The sequence below is a fragment of the Nostoc sp. 'Peltigera membranacea cyanobiont' 210A genome (assembly GCF_002246015.1).
Lineage (GTDB): Bacteria > Cyanobacteriota > Cyanobacteriia > Cyanobacteriales > Nostocaceae > Nostoc.
Genome location: NZ_NOLJ01000005.1, coordinates 702,821 through 724,396, shown reverse-complemented (window position 1 = coordinate 724,396; position 21,576 = coordinate 702,821). Strand labels below are relative to the sequence as shown.

Genomic DNA, 21,576 nt, shown 5'->3' with positions numbered 1-21,576 from the left:
GTGCGATTCGTTGCCTAGTGAATCACGGTAATCAGTCCGTACATAACTAAGCCAGCCTGACAGCAGATTACTGTCATCAAAAGGCTGAACTCTCGGTCAGATGCAAGTGTAAGCCTTGCCATTCAGACTCAGAATTGACTCCTTATCTGCCCACACCGAACAAGCTCGGTTCTTGTAGAGTGAAGCTGGGAACAGGGCGCAATCAGACGACCGTTGCGGGTTGACACTGGTGCTAACAGGGAGTTCCTATGATGAAACCGAGCCTATAAAAGCGACTTACCAAAAGACAGGGCGCAACTCAAGATCCCCTGACCTCACTGGAGTTTATTCCCGCCGTATCTTGAATCTAATAACGGCAAAGAGTCTAGGGAATCCAGCAGTCGAATTGGCTACATCTAACGGAACAACGCCACATGCTACAACGGGGGGAACCCCCGCAACGCAGTGGCTCATCAATCTCTCCGAGGGAACGAATAAAAACTAACTGTGGGTCTTGAGACAGTCGAATCTCAGGTAGACCAGACGAGCGGAGGAATTCCCACAGTTAGGGTAGGACAGTCCGTAATTGGACTGAGGTGTTCAGAAAATACAAACTAGAGAAGAGAAAATGATTAGACACAGTAGACATACTAGTGAATCTTGGAAAGCCGTACCGTGGAAGAAATTCCGCCGAAATCTTTTCCGCCTTCAAAAGCGCGTATTTAAAGCTGTTCTTGTTGGAGACAAGCGGAAAGCTCGGTCACTCCAAAAGCTTATTCTCAAATCAACCTCGGCTCGATTTCTTGCAATTAGACAAGTATCTCAGCTAAATGCTGGTAAAAAGACGGCGGGTATCGATGGGAAGAAATCACTCTCATTTGAAGAACGCTTCAACCTTGAAGAATTACTGAGAATGAACAGTGGAAATTGGAAGCATCAAGGACTACGGGAAATCCCCATCCCCAAGAAGGACGGGACTACCAGAATACTTAAGATACCTACCATAGCGGATAGGGCTTGGCAATGCCTCGCAAAATATGCACTCGAACCAGCACACGAAGCCACTTTCCACGCTAGGAGTTACGGGTTCAGAACTGGGCGCTCTGCCCACGATGCACAAAAGTACATCTTTAATAACCTCCGCTCTGGTTGCAATGGAATAGAGAAACGAGTTATAGAACTCGACATCGAAAAATGCTTCGATAGGATTAACCACTCAGCAATTATGGATGAACTCATTGCTCCAAAAGGCTTAAAACTCGGAATATACCGATGCCTCAAGGCAGGAGTCAACCCAGAATTCCCTGAACAAGGAACACCCCAGGGGGGAGTGGTCAGTCCCTTACTAGCTAACATTGCGCTCAACGGGATTGAGGGTATACACAGATACCATAAGAATTTAGGATACAGAATCACTGATAAAACCCTGACCAGTGATATTACTGAACCATCAATCCGATACGCGGACGACATGGTTATTATACTCCGACCCGAAGATGATGCAATAGAGATACTTGAAAGAATCAGCGAGTTTCTCCGCAAACGCGGAATGAATGTAAGCCAAAAGAAAACCAAAGTTACCGCCGCGACAGATGGGTTTGACTTCCTCGGCTGGCACTTTAAAGTCCAGAAAAACGGAAGGTTCAGATGCAGTCCCGCAGTGGACAACTTCAAAGCATTTCGTAAGAAGGTAAAACACATCGTCAACAACTCGAATTATGGTGCTACCACAAAGGCTGAGAAATTAGCCCCGGTAGTTAGAGGTTGGAGAAATTACCATAAGTTCTGCAAGATGGACGGGTCAAGAAACTCGTTATACCACATCGAAAAAAGAGCTTACACGGTATTCAACAAGGAAACTAATCAAAATCGCAACTCTAGCAAGAAATTACTAGACAAAGCATTCCCAAAGGTTCCTTACTCCGAAAACAAACACATTTCTGTCAAGGAAACTAAATCACCTTACGACGGAGATACAGCCTACTGGAGCGAACGTAACAGTAAACTCTATGGCGGCGAAACTTCTATTGCTCTTAAGAAGCAAAGCCATAGATGTGCTTCCTGTGGTCTGAAATTCATCGATGAGGAACGGCTTCACCTACACCACATCGACGGAAATCATGCCAACTGGAAGAAAAATAATCTTGAAGCAATTCATGAGAGTTGCCACGATTACAAACACATGAGCAAAAGCGCAAGCTAAGAACATCGGAAGCTGGGTGCGGTGAAAGTCGCACGCCCAGATTTAACTGAGAGGTGCGCGGGATAATACCCGCCATCGACTCAACCAAACAGGGAAATTTTCTTTTATGACAATAGATTCTTTATTTGCACAGTTAAAACACCCCAACCCCAATTTGCGGGAACGAGCCATGTGGGAACTGGCTGATGTCCGTGATGAAAATACCATTCCTCGGCTGATGGGTATTTTAGATGAAGAAGATGTCACCTATCGGCGAGCTGCGGTAAAAGCACTGGGTGCTATTGGTACAGATGCTGTACCGCTACTGGTAGAGTCATTAGTAAATAGTGATAATGCGACCATTCGGGGTAGTTGTGCTAAAGCTCTAGCACAGGTTGCTGCTAATCATCCTGATGTTCCCTTGCCAAATGAGGGCTTACAGGGATTGCAAACAGCGCTCAATGACCAAAATCCAGTTGTTTATATCGCATCAGTAATGGCATTGGGTGAGATTGGTTCTCCCGCCTTTGAGATTTTGACTGAAGCTCTGAAAACAATAAATAATGTTGCGGTGGCTGTGGCGATCGTCAATGCACTCGGTTCGATGGGTGATATCCGAGGGGTGGAAGTACTGACGGCATTGACAAATGATGAATCTATCGATCCGTATGTTCGGGAGTCAGCGGTGAGTGCTTTGCCCCGATTAGATCAAGTGATTAAATATAAGAGAGAGTAGCGATCACTAATTATGCGCTCAAATTGGAAATGTCCATCGCCTTATTCCCAAGCTTCTTCCTCTAACTGCCTCTCAATTTGAGAAATCGCCAACTTCATCACTGCCTGAACCCCCGCTTCTTCTTCCTCAGTTAATGCAGCTTGCAGGGGTTCTAATGCAGCACCGTCGCCAATCTTCATCAATGCCAGAGCCGCTGCTTTTCGGGTTTCCCAATCGGGGTGATGTAGTAATTCAACAAGGCTAGGAATTGCCGAGCGATAGGTGAGGCTACCCAAAGCTGCTGCTGCTTCACACCTGACAATTTCGGATGGATCGTTGAGGGCATTAATTAAAATATTAAATGCTCCTTCTTGAGTACCTTCTTGAGCAATTTTAGCGATCGCACCCACAACCGCAGCCCGAACTTCAGCCGAGTCGGAGTTAATCTCTCGATATAAATGCTCCTTCGCTTCTGCCCCAATAAATCCCAACGTCCATACAGCATGACCTTTGGCACTTTCTGGATAGTCGGTTGACGCTAAGATTTTCAGCAATGCTGGTACAGCTGCCTCACCTATTTTGGCCAGCCCCCCACCGACGAGGTTTTGACCACCATATCTTCATCATTTAACAGGGCATTGACCAAAATCGGAACTGCGATCGGGTCAGCAATCAGTGTCAAGGTTTTAGCGCTGCCTCTCCGCACAACTGGGTTGGGATGATTTGCCACAGCTTCCATCAATAAAGGGGTTGCTGGTTTGCCGATTTTACCCAAAGCCTCTGCAAAACTCAACCTAACCATGCCTCGTGAGTCTCCCATACTCTCAACCATGCGCTTTATTAGCTCTTGGTCATCGGAGTTGAAGGTGTTTAAGCTTAATTGCTCGCTCACTACTGAAAATAAAGCATCACTTTCTGCATGGGACAGATTTAACGAATCTGCCCCGGATTGAGTTTCGGAGTTGAGCATATAATCTCTAGCTAAATTATCAAGACAAATGACTAGTACAACACGGCGTAAATAAACCACCCATTCCAAATCAACGAAACGCTCACGCTGTATTCATTTTGAATTTTGAATTTTGTTAGCGCAGCGTTAGCGAGTCTGCGTACTCTTTCAGAGAAGCAAGCTACGCTTTTAGCGTCTGTCTGCGACACGCTGCGCGAACGTAGAGAGCGTCATTTTGAATTCCGCCTTGCGGTACTAGTTGCTGCCACTCAGGGCAGCCTGTTGATTACGGAGTTCCTGGAGGGCAGAATCAATCTTGGCAAGCTCAGGCTCTAGTTTTGCCATAACGCTTACTCTCATCAACTTAGCCCGTTTTGCTGTTTCCGTAGTTTCTTGAACTATACGTTCCCGATATTGCTCAAGTTCTGCAATCACTTCTGCTACATCTTGAGCGGTTATGTTATTGGCTGTTGTCAATTCTGAGGTTTCATCCATAAGTTTTGTTTCCTAAATATGTGTTTATATGAATGATGTGCGATCGGTGTTCCCAAAAATGTTTGTATTTGGTTACTCGCTAAAGACCAATATTTAGCTGTTACATAAAACTGAACAATTAGCAAGAGGCAACTGAACTAATAGCTGACAAATGCATATATTATGATCTTCTCAGATCGCGTTACCACTGGTAAAGCTTTTTGATGTAAATCTTCAAAAGTTTAACCCAACTACATTCTGGAAAAAGATCGTGGAAACGACAAGAAACAACCCACTAGATATACGCCATATTAGTCCCACAGTAAGAGAGCTAATTAAGCAGTACGCTGCTGTAAATAACTGTACGCAGGCGGAAATGTTAGAGCGTATTGTTTTAGAGTGGAACACCCAACAAAGTGACAGCGAACGACCATCAGGAGATGAGGATGAATAGCTTTTTTGTACAGTTTTTTTGAGGGCGATGATGCGGTTTTTTGGTTTGTTTGGCTCTACCTCGGTCAAACGTTGTTATTTTGGACTCGCCCCCTTTAGGCTTCATCTTTCCAGTCCCTAATCACTAGTAGCCAGTCCCTAGTACGATAGTAAAAGTGACCTGCAAGCAATTATCCAAGAGCCATTTTATAGATCAATGGATAAACGTTTTTTTAAAATGTTTGGGCTAACAGAAGAAGAAGCGATCGCAATTATCGACACACCATTAGAACAACTCGAAGACGCTTCTGATAAGTATATTGCTGTTTCCCATTTAATTAACTTCCCCACTGAGCAATCGATCGCGGCTTTGCTACGGGCGATTGAAACCAGTAACCCTGATGAGTTAGACCACCGCATTGTTCGACGCAAAGCTGTGGAAAGTCTGGGGCGATTGCAGGCACAATCAGCTTTACCTGTAATTCGGCAGTGCCTTAAAGATGATGATATTTATACTGTTGAAAATACCGTGTGGGCAATCGGGTAAATTGGCACTAAAGAGCCAGAAATTCTCGAAGAGGTGGCGCAACTGCTTGATAAACCAGGTCAAATCTATCGAGTCATTATTCACACTTTAGCTAACGCTGACTATCAGCCGTCCCTAGAACGTGTACGGAAGTTTACCCAAGTTGAGGATGAACCTACCCGTAGTGCGGCGATCGCTACAGTTTGTCGCTTCACGGGTGACTACTCCCAATTACCGAGGTGATGGCGCTGCTGCAAAGTTCTAGCGTCAATGCAAGGCGCGGTTCTATTCAAGACCTGATTGATTCCTGCTACTACAAAGCCATCCCAGAAATTGCCCGTTGTCCTGTATCTCTGGTGTTTCGCTTGCGAGGATTGCGGATGCTTTTGGATGCAGGTGTTCCCAGTGGTGAAATTACCTTTACAGAAATTCAACCTTACTTAGAGCAAGTACTCTACGATCATCCCAACGAGCTCGATCTAGTACATGAGTATGATGCTACCCCTGTTCTAGATTTTGTGATTAACGAACTCTACGAAACCAATTTTGGACGTTGCTATTTAGCGACAAAAACCTTACTAGATATCTATCCACAAGAAGCACCAGCAGCACTTTTAGCAACTTATAGCGACAAAGCATATAACGACTATGGCGCTCATTATCATGTGATGAAACTTTTCGGTTGGCTAAAATATGCTCCTGCTTACGATTTATTAATAGAAAACCTGCACAACCGCGAACCCCAGTTTCAGAAATCTCGTGCGGCGTGTGCGATCGCTCTTGGTGAATTGCGTGATTCACGAGCAATTCCTGAAATCAAAATTTGCCTGAATACGCCGATTTGGGATTTAAAATACGCTTGTTTATTAGCGCTAGACCGCTTCGGAGACTCGTCTGGTCGGGAAATTTGCACTAGCGATCGTGATTGGTTAATTAGGGCGAAAGCGACGAGTAATTAATAGCGCTGGCGACTGGAAGTCGCGGCTACACAAACAAAGTCCGCCTCCGCGGACTAAGGAAAGATTGAGGTTTGAAACCCACGGAGGTGGGTTATTGTCTGTGTAGACGTGGTTTTTAACCCAATACGGTTCAGTTAAGGTTAAAACTCTTTGTCAAACTCAATTTTTTTAACGAACCGCAGAGGCGCAGAGGAAACAGAGAGAAGAAAAAAATGCTTAACTGAACCGTATTGGTTTTTAACCGCCCTTTTATATCATGTCCGCATAATTATGCTAACTACAGTCATTACACCCCACCCCCAACCCCTCCCCGCTTGCGGGGAGGGGAGACAAAGCGTAGCTTTGGCGGGGTGGGGTTCTTTGGGTTTAATAAGCAATCAAGCGGACATGATATTACTTGCTACTAGTGCTAGTGACTGCTTCGTTTAAAACTAACTTTGGTTCTGGTGTCTCTTCTTCTGGCAAACCGAAAATTGACCTGTACAACTTTACGTACTCCTTAGCAGATTGATACCAACTAAAATCTTCACTCATACCCCGTTTTTGTAGTTCTTGCCATTGCGGTTTGAAACGGAAGCCTTCCCAAGCTCGGATCATACAAGTGAAAAGGTCAAGCGGTTCATAGCGATCGAAACAATAACCAGTACCGGCAGCATTTTCAGGATCGTGATGGGTTACGGTGTCAACTAATCCACCTGTGCGGCGGACAATGGGTACAGAACCGTAGCGCAAAGCCATCATTTGGCTAATACCGCATGGTTCAAAACGGCTAGGCATCAAGAAGGCATCAGTACCAGCGTAGATCCGGCGAGACAGGGCATCGTTATACAGTAAGTAAGTTGCCATGCGTCCGGGGAAGCGGGATGCTAATTGCCACATCTGAGTTTCATAGTAGCGATCGCCTGTCCCTAACAGCACAAACTGGGCATCTGTATAAGATAGGAAGCGATCGAGGATTTGCAATATCAAATCAATGCCTTTTTGTTCCACTAATCGGGTGACAATCCCAATAAAAAAGGCTTTGGAATTAACTTCTAATCCTAATTCTTGTTGCAAAGCAATTTTATTGGCTTTGCGTTTATCTAAAGTATCAGCAGTAAAGGTTTGCTCAATATATTTGTCATTTTCTGGGTTATATACCTCAGTATCAATACCGTTGATAATCCCAGATAATTTACCGCTAATAAAGGACAGCAAACCTTCTAATGTTTCACCGTAAGTAGCTGTCTTGATTTGCTCGGCGTATGTGGGCGAAACTGTATTTACCTTGTTGGCAAATTGTACCGCCGCCGCCATGACGTTGTGTCCTTGCATATACCAGGGACACCAAGTAATTTTCTCTAAATACCAACGCCACGGCCCTTGATAAGCCAGGTTATGGATGGTAAACACTGTGGTGATATCAGGATCTTGGTGCATCCACACGGGAATCATCCCTGTATGCCAATCGTGACAATGGATAACATCTGGCTTCCAGTAATTCCAGGCAAACTCGGCTGCACCATTAGCAAACAATGTGAACCGCCAATCTTCATCATCTCCAGAATAGATGCGGCGCGGCATGAAGGACGGATGTCCAAATAAGTACAAGGGAACATCAGTACCAGGCAGAACACTTTCGTATACTGCAAAGTGCTGGAACATGGCATCTCCCCACCAAATCGGTTCTTGGGGAATTTCCATTTTGTCTGGCAGGAAGCCGTAGTAAGGCAAGAATATCCGCACATCATGCCCCATTTCTCTCAGGACTTTGGGTAATGCCCCGACAACATCACCCATTCCTCCTACTTTCGCAACGGGTGCTGCTTCTGCTGCAACAAATAGAATCCGCATGGTAATTTTTGCTTCCCTGAGTCTATATTGTCAAATTCACTTTTTGAAATCCCGCTCAACGCGACTTGTCGCGTCTGGCACATCTTTAGTGCAACGGCGATCAATTCTTATCTAATCACATTGGCTTGCCCAATTGCTTAGGAACCGCGCTGAATCACCGCAAAAATTTCTGATAAAATTTCTTGCGCTCCCTGTTGTCGCAACAGTTCTGCTAGTTCTATGCCTAGTGCTTCGGCGTTATTGGCAAGTCCGGTGACGGTATCTTTGACGAACTTTTGACCATCTACACTGGCGACTATCCCGGTTAAGGTCAAATTCTCACCAGATATCTCTGTATTTACACCGATAGGTACTTGACATCCGCCCTCTAGAGAACGGAGAAAAGATCGTTCGGCGAGACAGCGATCGCGTGTTTCGGTATGTTCAATTGCTTTGAGTAGAGATAGCACTTCACTATCATCAGCACGGCATTCTATCCCCAAAGCTCCTTGTCCAACGGCGTGGAGGGAGATTTCTTTGGGTAGAACTTGATGAACGCGATCGCCCATTCCCAATCTCTCTAATCCTGCTGCTGCCAAAATCAAAGCATCGTATTCACCTGCATCCAGTTTTGCCAATCGTGTAATCAAGTTTCCCCGCACATCCTTAAAGGTAAAGTGAGGAAAATGATGGCGTAACTGTGCTAACCGCCGTAGAGAAGATGTACCAATTACCGCACCTTCTGGCAACGTATCGATTTGTTTATCTTTGTGCTTTTCATGCACCACTAATGCATCTGCTGGGTTTTCTCGTTCAGTAATTGCTGCTAACGTTAACCCTTCTGGTAAGTGAGTCGGCAGATCCTTAAGAGAATGAACTGCAAAGTCAATCTCTTGATTGAGCATTCCAACTTCAAGTTCTTTAGTAAAAAGTCCTTTATCGCCAATCTTAGCTAATGCTACATCCAAGATTTTATCGCCTTGGGTAGACATGGTGTGGACTTCAAAAGTGATATCAGGAAAGCTTTTCTGGAGCTGCTCTTGTACCCAGTAGGTTTGAACCAGAGCAAGTTGGCTTTTGCGTGAGCCGATCCGAATAGTGCGTGGGGGACTAGAAACAACTGAAGTCATAAAACAATATAATATCGCAGGCGATAAATTCACTTTCATCTAGACTACCGTAGTCAGGGACTCATGCGAATTTTGGGTTTTAGATTTGGGATTTTGGATTACAATTCTTTACCAAAAGCTTGTTTGTGAAATCTCAAATAATAGAATTTTTATGCATTGAGGATGTTGCGATCGCTCACAATGGCGATCGCTACACCTTCAAGTTTCAGCTAGTACCCACCAAATTTTGGGAAATAACCAAATGTAGTCAGCAAACTAAACAAGACAATCAGTGCCAGCGTCGAAGCTAATAGCAATAACACCACATCTCTGTCAGAACTGCGTAAGAAGGTCTGTAAATTAAAAGGCTCAACCTGCTTTCTCATCAAGGGAAGCGGCAATTTATCGCGATAATCTTCGCCATAACGAGCCATTCTGGCAAAAGGTAATTCCCCTAGAGAGTGTCCTTGTAAAATCCGTCGCCGTTGATAGGGGACTGTATTGTAACCAAAGTTACTCATGTACTCTTCAGTATCCACCAAATCGTCGATAAACCTGTGCAGTCCTTTACTAGCTAGCACAATCGACCAAGCTAGTTTTTCGCGTTCATTGTAAACCTCACGACCCAATAGGCGCTGTACGCATATCTGCACAAAGCGATAATTGTTGTTGCTTTCGTAATTGAGTCGCCGGAATGCATCAGATATTGCTAACCCTCGAATGAAATCTCTGACTGTAATTTGACCAGTTCTCAGTTGGGATTCTAGACAGGTTTGGCGGTTGCTATCTAGCATCTGTTGTTCGTGGAAAATCTGGCGATAGGCTGCCTTAATCAAGGCATCCATTTCTAGTGATGATTGCAGATATTCGGCTGTATAAATTCTAGGTTGCTCGTCGCCAAGAATCTCATATCCAGATACACGATGATTTCGAGATGAAGGGGAATAGCTTAACAAAGGAATAGACATATTAGAGCTAGAAAATTGAAGGGATTGGGCATTATGTATGAGGCAAAACAGTTCTGTTAGCGAAGCGTTGAGTCAGTTCCGAGTTCTGAAGATTCCCAACTCAGCACTCCTTAAGAGCATTTGTTGCTCTTGTCTCCCTTATCCCCAGTTATTAGCCCTTTGAGTTGTAATTGCCGCAAAACTGACTAGTAGTATGTCAAGTTTAAGTTCGTAGTAAGGACTTCAGTCCTTATTTTCTAAGCACTAAAGTGCTTACTACAAACCCTCAAGATTAACTTAGACATTGTACTGGTGGTCTATCAAGCGAAGTTTGAAGGGTAAATAAACGAACCACAGAGGCGCAGAGGGCACAGAGAGAGAAGAAAAGAGATGTTTCAGAAGTGTCTCACCCAGCATAGTTGGCTTGACATTGTACTAGTAGGCTGTAGTGGAACTTTGCCTAACTTTAATAAGTTGCTCAAGCAGTTGAGATGTTAGCTGGATTTACGCATTGATGGGAGCGCAACTGAAAAGATGCCTAAAATTCAATCCAATTGCCCGATAACAATGGCAACTGCTAAAAAATAGGCAACGATACAACTCAAATTTCGCTACTAAACGGATAAACTTGCGATCGCTGATTTCACTTTGCTGAAACTACGACTCAAGAACAGTAATTTGCTCACTTCCCATAATATAGGAATTTCCTAAAACCTGTCTATATACAATTCTGATGATGGCTTAAATTTTTCTACCGACTAACCAAACACCCTTCCAGTTGAGTGAGTCTTTAGAAACAGGCGGCTAAAAATAGAGTTCTTTGGGAAGGTTTTAAGAACGATTAAAGATTCTTGCCTTTTCTTGGTGTATGATGCGATCGCACATTCCGCTGAACTTGCTCAATATCTCTAAAAAACTCAGCCTTAAAAGGGAAGTTGAAAATTTACAGGAATGCTAAGAATAATTTGTTATCTTCATTAGTTATCCAAGCTTAGTTATTATACCTTATGAATCGTTCCGCCTGTCTCATCTTCAATCCTGTTGCGGGTCAGGGCGACCCAGATACAGAGCTAGCAGAAATTCGGGCAATATTAGAGCCAGATATCGATCTAGATATTCATTTTACAACTGAAGAAATTGATGCTGACCAACTGGCATATCAAGCTGTAGAGCGAGGAGTAGATGCAATCATTGCTTCTGGGGGGGATGGTACTCTCTCAATAGCGGCGGCGGCTTTAGTGGGAACTGATATCCCATTTGGGATCATTTCCAGAGGAACAGCGAACGCTTTTGCCACAGCTTTAGGAATTCCTGACACGATCGCAGGTGCGTGTCAGACAATTTTGCAGGGAGCAACCACTCATGTAGACGTAGCTTATTGCAACGATCGCCCAATGGTACTTTTAGCAGGTATTGGCTTTGAAGCTGACACTGTAGAATTGGCAGACCGAGACGCCAAGAATCGCTTTGGGATGATGGCCTACGTTTTGGCAGGAATCCAGCAATTAAGAAATTTAAAAAACTTTGATGTTGAAATTGAAACTGAAGACAGGATAATTAAAACTAGTGCCTGTGCAGTAACGGTAGCAAATGCCGCGCCTCCCACTTCAGTTTTGGCTCAAGGCCCAGCAGGTCTGATTTATGATGATGGGTTACTAGATTTAACGATTGTAGCTCCAACTAACAAGGCAGGAGCGATCGCTGCCACGTTTCATCTATTTCAAACGGCTTCCACAGGTAACGCCGTTGAACGGGATGATATTGGTTTTCTGCGAGCGAAACAATTTAAAATTACGACTGAGCCACCACAAAAAGTTGTTCTAGATGGTGAAATAGTAGGCACAACACCTGTAGAAATTAAGTGTGTACCAGCAGGCTTAAGAATTTTTGTGCCATTAGTAGAAGAAGTTGAGCCTACCGAAAAACTAGAGGGACTTCCTAATCTGATTATTGAGATGAAAGACACAGCAGAAGAATGAGGGCATGGGAAAAGGCAGGGGGCAGGGAGCAGGGAGCAGGGGGGAAAGAGTTAATTTTTTATTCTCCCTCTTGCCCCCTGTCCTCTTCTTTGACTCTTGCACGATTCCTAATTGAAAACTCAGGAGTAGGTTGCATTGAAACTTGTATCTGATCCAGCGATCGCTAAGAAAATTCGGAAAATGAATCAGCGGGTGCGGTGGCAAGATCCGTTAATTGTGGAACGGGATATCGACCAAACTCGGCTGGTTTTGGAAGATGGACAAACAGACAATTCTGAGTTCTCATTTTTAGTCATAGGTGATAGTGGTTCCGGTAGACACAGAGGACACAATCCTCAGCGACAAGTAGCTGAACTTATGCTGCCCCATCACAACGAATCCCGTTTTATGCTGCATACGGGGGATGTAATCTATTTAGTGGGATCGAGTGAATATTACCAGCAAAACTTCATCCAGCCTTACCGAGAGTTTCTCTTGGGCGCAGAGCATCGCAAACGGATTGCTTATGACCAGATGGTTTTTAAGCTGCCCATTTTACCTGTGCCGGGAAATCATGATTACTATAACTTGCCAATTTTATTGAGCTTGGCATCTCTAACAACATTACCCATTCGTCACCTGTTGCGATCGCGGTTAGACCTAGATGTGGGTTTACATGGCTCAGGATGCGGTGACGCTTACGCAAAGGCATTTCTCGACTATCTTCAGGCGTTTCAGCTTCCAGAAGAGTTAGCCAGTCACTTAGATCGGCACTACACAGCCAAGACAGATACAGGTCGTTGTCTTTCTTATCAACCTGGGCAATTTACCCGCCTTCCCAATCGCTATTACACTTTTCGTTATGGCGGTATTGATTTCTTTGCTTTGGATTCTAATACATTTAACGATCCACCACCGCTACCGAAAACAAAAAAAGGTGATGCCGATCGCAAACTCTTAGAAAAACGCCGTGAAGATTTCGAGCAAGAAAAGCAGGAAATTATTGAAACTTCAGCCAAACTTCGCCCCGAAAATCCGAATGAAGCCGATCAATTAGACGATTTCCATGCCAAGCTGTCACAAATTGAAGAAATTATTGTTGATATCGATAAGCAACTAGCCACTAATAAAACAACCCTGACTGACACTGAACAACTGGATTGGCTCAAGCAAAGATTAATTGAATCTTGGAATAATCCTGAAGTTCGGGGAAGGATTATTTATTTCCATCATCCTCCTTATGTAACTGAGGCGACGAAGTGGGAACAAGCACAAACTCTAATCGTTCGCGATCGCTTGCGTGGCGTGTTGGATGCGGTAGCTAAAGAAATCGGTTCCTTAAATCAGGGTCGTCCTTTGGTCGATTTGGTATTAAACGGTCACGCCCACTGCTTGGAACACCTGGAAACGATGGATACGGGACACGCTGATTCTCATATCCACTGGATTGTTTGTGGCGGTAGCGGGTTTAGTTTGCGACGCCAGCGAATTGAGGGAGCAGATTTGATGGAGACTTTTGGGAATGAAAATAGATTAGTGGCGCGATCGCATCTCTTCATCGGTCGCAACGGTCAAGGTTTTCAAAAGCGACGACCTTATTCAGGTTTACGTATTGACGTTAAAGGCGATGGACAGCCTAAGTTTATTGTCCGTCCTTTAGTTACCGAATGGCATCAGCGGCAATGGCATAATCGCGAACTTGAGCCACTTATTATCTAGTAATACTGCTGTATTAAAGCCGTAGAAACCCAAAGCGCTTTGTCAATATCATGTCCGCATAATTAATTAGTTATGCTAACTACAGTCATTGCACCCCACCCCTTAATCCCCTCCCCGCTTGCGGGGAGGGGAGACAAAGCGTAGCTTTGGCGGGGGTGGGGTTCTTCAGGTTTAATAAGTAATCTAGCGGACATGATATAAGTCCCCAATGGGATTGTTTCGACTCGTACCAATAGGAAAAAAGAATGCAACAAATAGACCATTTGTAGAGACGCGATTCATCGCGTCTTTACCCAAGGATGTGTTGCAATCATTAATTGAATTGGTATCACAATAAATGTAGAGACGTAATATGTAATATGATGTCCGACTAATTAGTTATAATTCTCAAATCTATGCAGAAAGCGTAAAAACCCTGCCGCTCTGCGGTCTTAAAGACAAAATATAAAAAATTAGAGACGCAGTTATTGCGTCTCTAGAAACCACCTATTTAGCCTTCTTACGTGTAATTGCACTCAGCAAAAGAGTTGTTAATTAAATTATTCCTGGGCCTCTACCGCGGCTGTCACCCTTATCTGTCAACTTGCCTTCCTCGTCCTGATTCACTTCTCCAAGTTCTTGGATACGTTCTTCCCTATCTTCTGCCGCTTGCTGGCGTGCATCACCCGGTTCTTCGTAATACATTTCCGGTTCAATTGCATAGTTATTAGACAAACCTTCTCTGTCCACGGTATAGCCGTCAGTGGTGCGTATACTTTCTGAATCGGTTTGATCGTCGGTAGGTGCATCTGCTTCCCGTTCTTCTGTGGGGAGGGTTTTGTACTTATCTCCTTCTCTTTTCATTCTAGCGGCGGTTTCAGCAGGGATAATGCCGCGATCGTATGTATCGACTTCCGCGCGATCGGATGAATCTGTATCTCTCTTAACTGCTTCATTAGCCATAATTTATGTCCTCGTTAAAGAATCTATTAAATAACTTCAGAAACTAGATTAGGCTGTTTCTTATCTCCAAGCTACTATCTTGAGAAGTGACTTAAAATTAAAAATAATGTTATATTCTCTATCTTTTGATGTATCTAAAAGACTAAAATGGAATCCGGTTAAATACTGTTGATTTACATTTCTTGGTAAAACAAGGGTTTTAGTTGAGTCAACTTAACATTAAAAGGGCAATTAGAAACCGCAACTATACAAGGGTTTACCCAAGCCCGCAGAGGCGGACGAGAGTTTATATAGCTGCAAATTCTATTTGCCCGTGGAAATCCTAATTTAATTGCGAGTAAATTTACTCGCCCACAAATTGGTTTTTCAGTAATTGAATTTCATCGGCTAATTCTTGGCGAGTTGAAGCCTTTAGCAGATAACGGAAAACAAACCAACTGGTGTAACTAATTCCAACTAACTCAAAAAGTGGTGAGAGTAGGGGAATATCATTGATTGCAGCTAGTACCGTCAGTACTACTCTAGCTGTAACAATCGCTGCCAAAATTAAAGCAACAGTTATTAGAGGCTGCTTGTAGTCCTGAAAAAAGTCACTTAAGTATTGGGGCAGTTGCTCTAAAAATTGAGAAATTTGTCTACTAATTTGCTGCCATTGAGATTCAGGTTCAGGTGCTGGCGGTAACTTTGGCAAGTTTGCAGTATCAGTACCTTCCAGTGCTAGCGTACCTTGTGATAAGGAAGCATTGATGGATTCACGTTGCTGTTGTTCGGTTTCCATAGTTTTTATGTTTGGTAACTACAAGACTTTGTATAACTGAACTGAGCATCAATAAATATAGTTATTAAGGTCGTCAGGTTTCAATTATTAGTGGTCAGTTAAATTTATTACTGACCACTGAGAGTTAGCAGGAGCAGTTAAATCTGTTTACGCCTACTTGCTCACTTGGATTTATTAGTTAGTTGCCTTAGTTAGTTACTTTGGCAACAGTGGCTTTCACAACTACACTATTGACACCTTTAATTTCCTTAGCTAATTTTTCAATTTTAGCCAACTCCTGCTGATTGGTGACAGTTCCGGCGACAGTCACAATACCGCCGTCTGCGGCATTAACTGTTAGTTGACTCTTGGGTATATTAACCTCCAATTTGGAGCGAACTTCACTTTCTAAGTCAGCTTTAGCTCTTTTTGTATCGCCACCAGTGGTATTATTGCGCTGTTCGCGGGCGCGAATATCAGAATTAGCTTGTCTTCTGCGAACTTCACTTTGTGCGTCTTGCTGAGAAGCTTCTGTTGTTTTTGCACTTGGTGTTTGGGGAGCTTCATTAGGATTGTTGGGTGCAGATTCACTTGTTTTAGAAGCGTTATCACAAGCAGCAACACCAAACACTAAAAGGCAACTAATTACGAAGGGGGTTAGCTTTTTCATTGGTTTAATTCTGAATCAGAAAGTGAAATCTATTGATATTTACGGCAAAAGTGAGGAGCAAGTTTTGGTAGTCAGGAGCAAAGTTTTCAAATTATTGCTCCTGCAATTTTGTGCGAGGGAAAACTACTTTAAATTAAAGTACTTCATCACGACGATCGACAATAACTACAGCAGGATCGTTTCTATTAGTCTCTGTTGAGTAATTGGGGCGAATGGGATCGACTACAGCTGCGTCATTATGCGTTACTCGGTCGGAACCTGGACGATATTCACTAATTTCAGTGGCATCATAGATTGCAAATTCTTCAATACCTCGACGTTTGAGAATCGCTTCAGCTTGGTGGATTTCAGCGTCTGTACCATCGAGAATTACTAAGTAGTCACCTTTTTGGAAGCGATCGCTATATACTCGCGCTCTGTCTTCGGGAATTCCCAAGCCAACAAGTGCGCCTACAATACTCCCTGCTGCTGCACCGATCGCACCACCAGCTAATGTTGTCGCCAAAGCTGTTGCAACTGCGCCACCGGCAATCACGGGGCCAATTCCTGGAATTGCTAAACTCCCAAGTCCAACTAGTAAGCCAGTCAAGCCGCCCAGAACACCGCCTGTAGCTGCTCCAGTTTTTGCGCCATCGTCTGCTTTGTTACCACTACCAATATTTTTGTCTACATCTACACCAGCGATCCCCTGACCGTTTGTATCTTTGGCAATGATGGAGACTTGATTCAAGGAAAAACCTGCATCTCGTAATTCTGTAATTGCTGCTTCTGCATCTCGACGATGAGAAAATACCCCGATCGCCCGTTTCGCAACACCACTGTGACCAGCAGTAGAAGTTGGAGTCACATAACCAGTGGTTGTATTTGTCGCATCTGGGTGGTCGTAAATGCCAAACTCTTCCACACCCTGATGATTTAAAATTGCTTCAGCTCTAAGTATTTCTGCCTCTGTACCATCGAGAATGACTAAATAGTGTCCTCGTTTAACACGTTCGTCGTAAACTTTAGCCCGTTCTTCAGGAATTCCTAAACCAATTAATGCACCAAGCAAACTACCAGCGACTGCACCAATACCAGCGCCAGCGAGAGTTGTAGCTAGGGTAGTTGCTGCGGCTCCAGCCAACATAATTGGCCCGATTCCAGGAATTGCTAAAGTGCCAAGACCGACTAATAAGCCAGCCAATCCGCCCAAAGCACCGCCTGTAGCTGCTCCAACTTTAGCACCTTCGTCAGATTGGTCGCCAACGCGATCGCTCACATCCGCACCAGCAATATCCTGTTTGTCTCCATCTTCGGTAATGACAGAAACTCTGTTCATGTCAAAGCCAACTTTTTTTAATTCATGTAAGGCATGTTCAACATCTCGACGATGAGAAAATACACCTACAGCACGTTTATGTACACCTACTACCATTATTCTTTCTCCTCAGCAAAAATTAATTATTTACTAACTCATAGCTCGTAATAACCCTTATTAATACATGTTTCTATTTTTTTTTCATCAATCGCTTGGAAGAATTTTTATATCTATCATTAGATATAGGTGGCTTTATCTAAATTTAGTGTAATAACCAAATCTCAACTAGAAAATATATTTTATTTTCTAAAGTTTTTATAATAATTAATTCTCAGTTTTCAATTTCTCAATAAAATTGATACAAACAACATTATTTTCTAACGTTTGCTACTGTAACTCACCCGTTCAGAACCTGCCATATCAGTAGATACAGTTTTATGATATTTACTTTTGCCTAATAAATTTTCTTTGATAAAATATTAACTAACTCATAAGTTTTCCTTGAGAGAGAAGATAAATATTTATTTTTTTTAAATACGACTTTTGGACAACCAACCTATTACTTAAGAAAGTACCAGCTTACATAAATGATAATTAAGCTGATAAATAAGCCATTTTATGAATGGGTATTTAATTGAGTACAAGTGGGAAAGTCCTATGTTTCAAGGTGTTTTAACTCTTTTTGAGTGGAATTGGCTATCTTTTGGATTAGCGCCCATAACTTTAGCTCAGGAAGTACTAACTCCAGAAGAAGCGTCAGTTGTTTTCTCTGGGCCTAAATTGTTGGTGGCACTGCTAGCTGGGGTTTTGATGGCATTTGCCTTTCAATTGTTATTGACAAACTTTTCAGTTGCAGTCGGAATTTCATCTTGGGAAATTGGCTCAGATTCTGATGATGAGTCTGAAGGTTTGGGTAAGACAATTCGTAAAGGTCAAGCGAAAGTTGGTGCTTGGGCATTAATAACCGTTAGCATCGCGTTATTTATTGCTTGTTTTTTAGCAGTAAAACTTAGCTTAATCGAAAGCGCATTTTTAGGAGCAATTATTGGTGTAGTCATTTGGTCTACCTATTTTTCACTAGTAATTTGGTTGGGTTCATCAGCAGTAGGTTCTTTAATTGGTTCTATATCTAATACTGTTACTTCTGGTTTTCAAACTCTGATGGGCACGGCAACTGCTGGCATCGGTGCGAATACTGCAAAAAAACAGTTAATTTCTACGGCTGAAGATATTACAGCCGCAGTCCGGCGGGAATTAACTTCAGGTTTTGATTCGGAAGGGATTAGAAATACGCTCCAAAGTTCTTTAGGTTCTCTGCAATTGCCAAAGCTGGATATCAAAGAAATTCGGAGTCAATTTGACCAGTTTCTTAAAGATACAGATTTGCAATCCGTTGCTAATAGCGACCTATTGCAAAACGTTAATCGCCAAACCTTTGTTGATTTAATCAGCAGCCGTGGCGATTTATCTAAAGAAGATATCAATAACATTACTGACCAATTTGAAGGTGCATGGCAACAAGCTTTAAATCGCAAAAATCCCACAGAACAAGTAATTAATTTACTCAAGTCTGCTACTCCTGAAGAACTTAATTCTGAACAATTGGGTGAACGGCTTCAAGAACTGGTTACAATCGGAGGCGGTAATGGCAATGGTGTAATCAAACAAGCTATTAGGTATGGCTTAAGTGCAGCTGCGCCAGCAGTTCTGGAACGGGTAAACCTTTCTAATATCGATGTGAACAAAATTACAACTCAGTTGCAAAAACTGAAAGAAAAAGTTCAAGATGTCGATGTTGAGAAAGTCACAGAACAATTTCAAAAGTTTAGAGAACAGGCAACTGAGCAAGTATCTGCAAAATTACCCATATCACTGGAAAATGCAATTAAGGCAGATGTAGAAGACTACATATTGCATTCGTTCCCTTGGCACTTTAACCGAATTACCTTAGTAGATGAATTTAAAGAAGTCATCTATGACGTAAATGCAGATCCGACAACTGTGAGACGAGAGTTGGAAGAAATTAATCAAGAATATTTCAGCAACTTGTTGAAGCAGCGCGGTGATATTAGCGAAGCTAGGGTGAAAGAAATTTCCGAACAAATGGAAAGCGATCGCTTGGAAGTTTTAGAAACTGTCAAACAGGCTCAAAGTCGCGAACAAGGACAAGATTTCCGCAGCCGCGTCGAAGATTATCTGCGTTCAACGGGTAAAGACGAACTCAATCCCGAAGGTATTGAACGAGACTTTGGCAAGTTGCTGGACGATCCACAAGCTGGGTTTGAAGATTTAAGTAGCCGCTTCGGCCAATTTGACCGCGATACTTTTGTACAATTGCTGCAACAGCGTCAAGATATCAGCGAAGAGGAAGCTAATAATATTGTTAGTCAACTGGAACGCAACCGCGACAATCTCTTGAATCGTGCGAGAGAATTGCAAGAGCAAGCAAAAGCTAAAGCCGATGAACTGCGCCAAAGAGTTGAAGAATATCTGCGGAATACTAATAAAGACGAACTCAATCCCGAAGTTATCAAACGTGAGTTTAGAGTTTTACTAGATGATCCCCAAGCCGGAATTAGCCTTTTGCAATCGCGCCTATCGCAATTTGACCGCGATACCTTGGTACAATTGCTCAGTCAGCGTCAAGATTTGAGCGAAGAACAGGTAAACGAAACTCTCGATCAACTTGAAGCAGTCCGAGATAATATTTTGCAAGTACCGCAACAAGCGAAAGAACAGTACGAAAAAACGACAAAAGCGATTGCCGAATATCTCCGCAATACCAACTTGGAAGAACTTAATCCAGAAGGTATTAGAGCCGATTTGGAAAAATTACTCGACGATCCTCAAGCTGGAGCCTTAGCACTGCGCGATCGCTTATCTAATGTCGATCGAGAAACCTTAGTTAAACTCGTGAGTCAACGCGGCGACTTGAGCCAAGAGCAGGTTAATCAGATCATCGATCGCGCTCAAGATGCCATTGGTGATATTCTGAGAGCGCCACGACGTTTAGCGAAGCGCACCACTCAACAAGCTTTAGATTTTGAAGCCAATCTCGAAGAATATCTGCGTAATACCAACAAAGAAGAACTCAACCCCGAAGGAATCAAACGCGATTTACAATTGCTGCTGTCTTCTCCCCGTGCTGGAATTGGGAGTTTAAGCGATCGCGCCTCAAAATTTGACCGTTCGACAATTGTGGCGCTATTATCCCAACGTGAGGATATCTCAGAAGAGGAAGCTAACCGAATTGTGGATCAAATTGATTCTGTTCGTAGCTCGATTGTCGAACAATTCCAGCAGATTCAGCAGAGAGTGCAATCAGTGCTAGATGGAGTTTTTGCCAAGGTTCGCAACTACCTCAACTCCCTGGATCGTTCCGAACTCAACTATGAAGGGATTAAGCAAGACTTTGCGAAAGTGTTTGACGATCCCCAAGCCGGATTTGAAGCCTTGCGCGATCGCCTCAGTGAATTCGATCGTGACACCTTAGTTGCTGTATTGAGTTCTCGTGAAGATATTTCCGAGGCCGATGCTAACCGCATAATTAATCAAATAGAATCGGCGCGGGATGGCGTATTGCAAAGAGCCGAACGCATCCAGAAAGAAACTCAAAAACGCCTGAGAGCGATTCAAGAGCAAGCTAAAAAGCAAGCCGAAGAAACCAAGAAAACCGTTGCAAATGCCGCGTGGTGGATATTTGGCACAGCGATTACTTCTCTTGCTGCCAGTGCGATCGCTGGTGCGATCGCTGTGACTGGGATAACTCTACCTGGGTAAAATATCTCCGTCATCAGAAATTTTGATAAATACAAAGTGGCATTCAGTCTTTATAAATGAATGCCACTTTTTTGATTTATAAAAAAAGTACCGTGATATTACAGCTATTTTCAGGTAAATAGACCACGCGGTAGGGGCGCAAGCCCTTGCGATTGCTTCATTTCGCTTCCCTTCGGGACGCTCCGCGAACGCTGCATTCGCAATGACATTGTGTAATTAATTTTGTTTATCTACTTATCCTCACGGGTGTTGGTGGAACTGATGTTCTCACTGGAGGATTGGGTAACGATGTTTTCGATTTCAATTTCGTTTCAGAGAGTCCACCTGGTGTGTTNATATCATGTCCGCTTGATTGCTTATTAAACCCGA

The 21,576-nt window shown here is 43.2% G+C and carries 20 protein-coding genes; 9 read left to right on the top strand and 11 right to left on the bottom strand.

Going from position 1 to position 21,576, the window contains the following annotated elements:
* Positions 1-607: 607 nt before the first annotated feature.
* Positions 608-2,182, top strand: coding sequence for a group II intron reverse transcriptase/maturase (locus CDG76_RS19115; protein ID WP_094350504.1), 1,575 nt, complete (start codon positions 608-610; stop codon positions 2,180-2,182).
* A 106-nt stretch (positions 2,183-2,288) separates the two neighbouring features.
* Positions 2,289-2,897, top strand: coding sequence for a HEAT repeat domain-containing protein (locus CDG76_RS19110; RefSeq protein ID WP_094350503.1), 609 nt, complete (start codon positions 2,289-2,291; stop codon positions 2,895-2,897).
* A gap of 41 nt (positions 2,898-2,938) precedes the next feature.
* Here the strand turns inward: CDG76_RS19110 and CDG76_RS38455 are convergent, their stop codons facing one another.
* The 3 genes from CDG76_RS38455 to CDG76_RS19100 all read right to left on the bottom strand — a co-directional run bounded on the left by CDG76_RS38455 (position 2,939) and on the right by CDG76_RS19100 (position 4,320).
* The gene (locus CDG76_RS38455; protein ID WP_223265285.1) at positions 2,939-3,430 is read right to left on the bottom strand and encodes a HEAT repeat domain-containing protein; all 492 of its coding nucleotides are present in this window, start codon (positions 3,428-3,430) and stop codon (positions 2,939-2,941) included.
* A gap of 20 nt (positions 3,431-3,450) precedes the next feature.
* Positions 3,451-3,846, bottom strand: coding sequence for a HEAT repeat domain-containing protein (locus CDG76_RS38450; RefSeq protein WP_223265284.1), 396 nt, complete (start codon positions 3,844-3,846; stop codon positions 3,451-3,453).
* A 234-nt stretch (positions 3,847-4,080) separates the two neighbouring features.
* Positions 4,081-4,320 carry a hypothetical protein gene (locus CDG76_RS19100; RefSeq protein ID WP_094350502.1) on the bottom strand — a complete coding sequence of 80 codons (240 nt, stop codon included), beginning with the start codon at positions 4,318-4,320 and terminating at the stop codon, positions 4,081-4,083.
* Positions 4,321-4,570: 250 nt separating this feature from the next.
* On the opposite strand from CDG76_RS19100, the gene CDG76_RS19095 reads away from it, so the two are divergent.
* The 4 genes from CDG76_RS19095 (at position 4,571) to CDG76_RS38435 (ending at position 6,216) form a co-directional block, all read left to right on the top strand.
* A complete protein-coding gene (locus CDG76_RS19095; RefSeq protein WP_094350501.1) occupies positions 4,571-4,753 on the top strand; it encodes a hypothetical protein in 183 nt (60 codons plus the stop codon).
* A gap of 195 nt (positions 4,754-4,948) precedes the next feature.
* The gene (locus CDG76_RS38445; protein ID WP_223265283.1) at positions 4,949-5,278 is read left to right on the top strand and encodes a HEAT repeat domain-containing protein; all 330 of its coding nucleotides are present in this window, start codon (positions 4,949-4,951) and stop codon (positions 5,276-5,278) included.
* 33 nt (positions 5,279-5,311) lie between these two features.
* Positions 5,312-5,500: a hypothetical protein gene (locus tag CDG76_RS38440; protein ID WP_223265282.1), complete on the top strand. Its 189-nt coding sequence runs from the start codon at positions 5,312-5,314 to the stop codon at positions 5,498-5,500.
* Complete coding sequence (locus CDG76_RS38435) at positions 5,500-6,216, top strand: HEAT repeat domain-containing protein (protein ID WP_223265281.1); 717 nt, start codon at positions 5,500-5,502, stop codon at positions 6,214-6,216. The genes CDG76_RS38440 and CDG76_RS38435 overlap by 1 nt, the downstream gene beginning before the upstream one ends.
* Before the next feature lie 393 nt (positions 6,217-6,609).
* Here CDG76_RS38435 and glgA read toward each other — a convergent pair whose 3' ends face one another.
* The 4 genes from glgA to CDG76_RS19070 form a co-directional block, all read right to left on the bottom strand.
* Positions 6,610-8,049 (bottom strand): glycogen synthase GlgA, encoded by a 1,440-nt coding sequence (glgA, locus tag CDG76_RS19085; protein ID WP_094350500.1) that lies wholly within the window; start codon positions 8,047-8,049, stop codon positions 6,610-6,612.
* Between the two features lie 137 nt (positions 8,050-8,186).
* Positions 8,187-9,158 carry a hydroxymethylbilane synthase gene (gene hemC, locus CDG76_RS19080; protein ID WP_094342049.1) on the bottom strand — a complete coding sequence of 324 codons (972 nt, stop codon included), beginning with the start codon at positions 9,156-9,158 and terminating at the stop codon, positions 8,187-8,189.
* Positions 9,159-9,367: 209 nt separating this feature from the next.
* Positions 9,368-10,105, bottom strand: a complete 738-nt coding sequence (locus tag CDG76_RS19075) for a phycobilisome rod-core linker polypeptide (RefSeq protein ID WP_094350499.1) — start codon at positions 10,103-10,105, stop codon at positions 9,368-9,370.
* A gap of 483 nt (positions 10,106-10,588) precedes the next feature.
* The gene (locus CDG76_RS19070) at positions 10,589-10,684 is read right to left on the bottom strand and encodes a hypothetical protein (RefSeq protein WP_442938454.1); all 96 of its coding nucleotides are present in this window, start codon (positions 10,682-10,684) and stop codon (positions 10,589-10,591) included.
* A gap of 407 nt (positions 10,685-11,091) precedes the next feature.
* Between CDG76_RS19070 and CDG76_RS19065 the strand changes: the two genes are divergently transcribed.
* Entirely contained in the window at positions 11,092-12,063 is a 972-nt protein-coding gene (locus CDG76_RS19065) for a YegS/Rv2252/BmrU family lipid kinase (RefSeq protein ID WP_094350498.1), read from the top strand.
* Between the two features lie 135 nt (positions 12,064-12,198).
* Positions 12,199-13,761: a metallophosphoesterase family protein gene (locus CDG76_RS19060; protein WP_094350497.1), complete on the top strand. Its 1,563-nt coding sequence runs from the start codon at positions 12,199-12,201 to the stop codon at positions 13,759-13,761.
* A gap of 534 nt (positions 13,762-14,295) precedes the next feature.
* Here the strand turns inward: CDG76_RS19060 and CDG76_RS19055 are convergent.
* From CDG76_RS19055 to CDG76_RS19040, 4 genes are all read right to left on the bottom strand, one after another.
* Positions 14,296-14,703 (bottom strand): hypothetical protein, encoded by a 408-nt coding sequence (locus CDG76_RS19055; protein WP_094350496.1) that lies wholly within the window; start codon positions 14,701-14,703, stop codon positions 14,296-14,298.
* Between the two features lie 343 nt (positions 14,704-15,046).
* Positions 15,047-15,481 carry a CAAD domain-containing protein gene (locus CDG76_RS19050; protein WP_094350495.1) on the bottom strand — a complete coding sequence of 145 codons (435 nt, stop codon included), beginning with the start codon at positions 15,479-15,481 and terminating at the stop codon, positions 15,047-15,049.
* A gap of 187 nt (positions 15,482-15,668) precedes the next feature.
* Positions 15,669-16,130, bottom strand: coding sequence for a BON domain-containing protein (locus CDG76_RS19045; protein WP_094350494.1), 462 nt, complete (start codon positions 16,128-16,130; stop codon positions 15,669-15,671).
* A gap of 133 nt (positions 16,131-16,263) precedes the next feature.
* Positions 16,264-17,544: a general stress protein gene (locus CDG76_RS19040; RefSeq protein WP_094350493.1), complete on the bottom strand. Its 1,281-nt coding sequence runs from the start codon at positions 17,542-17,544 to the stop codon at positions 16,264-16,266.
* A gap of 540 nt (positions 17,545-18,084) precedes the next feature.
* On the opposite strand from CDG76_RS19040, the gene CDG76_RS19035 reads away from it, so the two are divergent.
* Positions 18,085-21,207 (top strand): hypothetical protein, encoded by a 3,123-nt coding sequence (locus tag CDG76_RS19035; RefSeq protein WP_094350540.1) that lies wholly within the window; start codon positions 18,085-18,087, stop codon positions 21,205-21,207.
* Positions 21,208-21,576: the final 369 nt, after the last annotated feature.